The following is a 2,433-nucleotide window of genomic DNA, read 5'->3' as shown; positions in this document are numbered from 1 at the left end:
GCCCGGCGGCCTCGGCCAGCAGCGCCTTGGCGCGCCGCACCAGGTGCCGGCCGCTGTCGGTGGGGCAGATGCCCCGGGCCGAGCGGACCAGCAGGGCGCAGCCGAACTCTTCCTCCAGCTCCCGCACATGCCGGCTCAGGGCCGGCTGGGCCACGTACAGCAATTCCGCCGCCCGGGAGAAGGAGCCCGATTCCACTATGGTCACGAAATAACGCAGTTGCCTCAAATCCATGGCGAGCCAGATCAAATTGTTAACTCTTGTATACCAATTATATCTTTTTAGTCTGGCGATAAATGCGACAAGCTGGGCAGAACAGGGACAGACAAGGAGAACGGCAATGCGACCCATGACCTGGGAAGACCCCTTTTTACTGGATGAACAACTGACCGACGAGGAGCGGATGATCCGCGACGCGGCCCGGCAGTACTGCGAGGAGCGGCTGGCGCCCCGGGTGATCGCCGGCTACGCCGAGGAGAGTTTCGACCCCGAGATCCTGCGGGAAATGGGCGAGATGGGCCTGCTCGGCGCCACCCTGCCGGTGGAATACGGCTGCGCCGGCGCCAGCCACGTGGCCTACGGCCTGGTGGCCCGGGAAGTGGAGCGGATCGACTCCGGCTACCGCTCCGCCATGAGCGTGCAGTCCTCCCTGGTGATGCACCCCATCTTCACCTTCGGCAGCGAGGAGCAGAAGCAGCGCTTCCTGCCCCGGCTGGCGAGCGGCGAACTCATCGGCTGCTTCGGGCTGACCGAGCCGGACGCGGGCTCGGATCCGGGATCCATGCTGACCCGGGCCCGCCAGGTGGACGGCGGCTACCTGCTGAGCGGCCAGAAGATGTGGATCACCAACAGCCCCATCGCCGATCTGGCGATCGTCTGGGCCCGCTCCGACGCCCACGAGGGCAAAATCAAGGGCTTTATCGTGGAGCGCGGCACCCAGGGCTTCAGCGCGCCCACGATCAAGGGCAAGTTGTCGCTGCGGGCCTCGATCACCGGCGAGCTGGTGCTCGACGACGCCTTTGTGCCGGACGCCAACCTGCTGCCCGGGGCCAGCGGCCTGGGCGGGCCCTTCAGCTGCCTGAACAAGGCCCGCTACGGCATCGCCTGGGGGGTGATGGGCGCCGCCGAGTTCTGCTGGCAGGCGGCGCGCCGCTACACCCTGGACCGCAAGCAGTTCGGCCGGCCCCTGGCCGCGACCCAGCTGGTGCAGTTGAAGCTTGCCAACATGCAGACCGAGATCGCCCTGGGGCTGCAGGCCGCCCTGCGGGTGGGGCGCATGATGGACGAAGGCAGCTGGTCGCCGGAGGTGGTGTCCCTGATCAAGCGCAACAACTGCGGCAAGGCGCTGGACATCGCCCGGGTGGCCCGGGACATGCACGGGGGCAACGGCATCTCGGAGGAGTTCCAGGTGATCCGCCACATGATCAACCTGGAAACGGTGAACACCTACGAGGGCACCCACGACATTCACGGCCTGATCCTGGGCCGGGCACAGACCGGACTGGCGGCGTTCTAGCGCCGGCGGCAAGGAGGCGTGATGAGCGCATTGCACGGACTGAAGGTACTGGACTTGAGCCGGGTGCTGGCGGGGCCCCTGGCCGGACAGCTGCTGGCCGACCTGGGCGCCGAGGTGACCAAGGTGGAACGGCCGGGAGAGGGGGACGACACCCGCCGCTGGGGCCCGCCCTTTCTCGCCGACGAAGAGGGCGCCGCCACCCCGGAGAGCGCCTATTACCTGAGCGCCAACCGGGGCAAGGCGTCGGTCACCATCGATCTCACCCGGCCCGAGGGCCAGGCGCTGGTGCGCCGGCTGGCGGCCGGCTCCGACGTGGTCATCGAAAACTTCAAGCGTGGCGGCCTGGCCCGCTACGGCCTGGACTACCCGGCCCTGAAGGCGCTCAACCCCCGGCTCGTTTACTGCTCCATCACCGGCTTCGGCCAGGACGGCCCCTACGCCGACCGGCCCGGCTACGATCTGCTGGTGCAGGGCATGAGCGGCCTGATGAGCATCACCGGCGAGGCGGACGGCGAGCCCATGAAGACGGGGGTGGCGATCACCGATCTGTGCACCGGCCTCTACGCTGCCCTGGCCATACTGGCGGCCCTGGCCCACCGGGAGCGCAGTGGCGAGGGCCAGCACATCGACCTGGCGCTGCTCGACGTGGCCACCTCCCTGCTGTCCTACCAGGCCAACAACTACCTGGTCGGGGGCCGGGTGCCGGCGCGCATGGGCAACGCCCACCCGAGCATAGTGCCCTATCAGGTGTTCGCCACCGCCGACGGCCACCTGCTGCTGGCGGTGGGCAACGACGGCCAGTTCCGCGCCTTCTGCGAGGCGGCGGCCTGCCCCGGTCTGGCGAGCGACGAACGCTACGCCGGCAACCGGGGCCGGGTGGCGCACCGGGAGGAACTGATCGCCCGGCTGGCGCCAGTGT

General features: G+C 68.7%; 3 protein-coding genes. 2 read left to right on the top strand and 1 reads right to left on the bottom strand.

Features of this window, described 5'->3' with window-relative positions; translation table 11 throughout:
• Positions 1 to 232: LysR family transcriptional regulator (locus CGX12_RS19045; protein ID WP_142995718.1), on the bottom strand; the 232-nt coding region annotated here is incomplete at its 3' end.
• A gap of 106 nt (positions 233 to 338) precedes the next feature.
• On the opposite strand from CGX12_RS19045, the gene CGX12_RS19040 reads away from it, so the two are divergent.
• Complete coding sequence (locus tag CGX12_RS19040) at positions 339 to 1,514, top strand: acyl-CoA dehydrogenase (protein ID WP_094041439.1); 1,176 nt, start codon at positions 339 to 341, stop codon at positions 1,512 to 1,514.
• A gap of 21 nt (positions 1,515 to 1,535) precedes the next feature.
• A partial coding sequence (locus tag CGX12_RS19035; protein WP_142995717.1) for a CaiB/BaiF CoA transferase family protein occupies positions 1,536 to 2,433 on the top strand: 898 nt, incomplete at its 3' end.

This window comes from Zobellella denitrificans (assembly GCF_002237365.1).
Lineage (GTDB): Bacteria > Pseudomonadota > Gammaproteobacteria > Enterobacterales > Aeromonadaceae > Oceanimonas > Oceanimonas denitrificans.
Note: the sequence above shows the minus strand (reverse complement) of the source record. Positions and strands in the feature narration are given on the sequence as shown.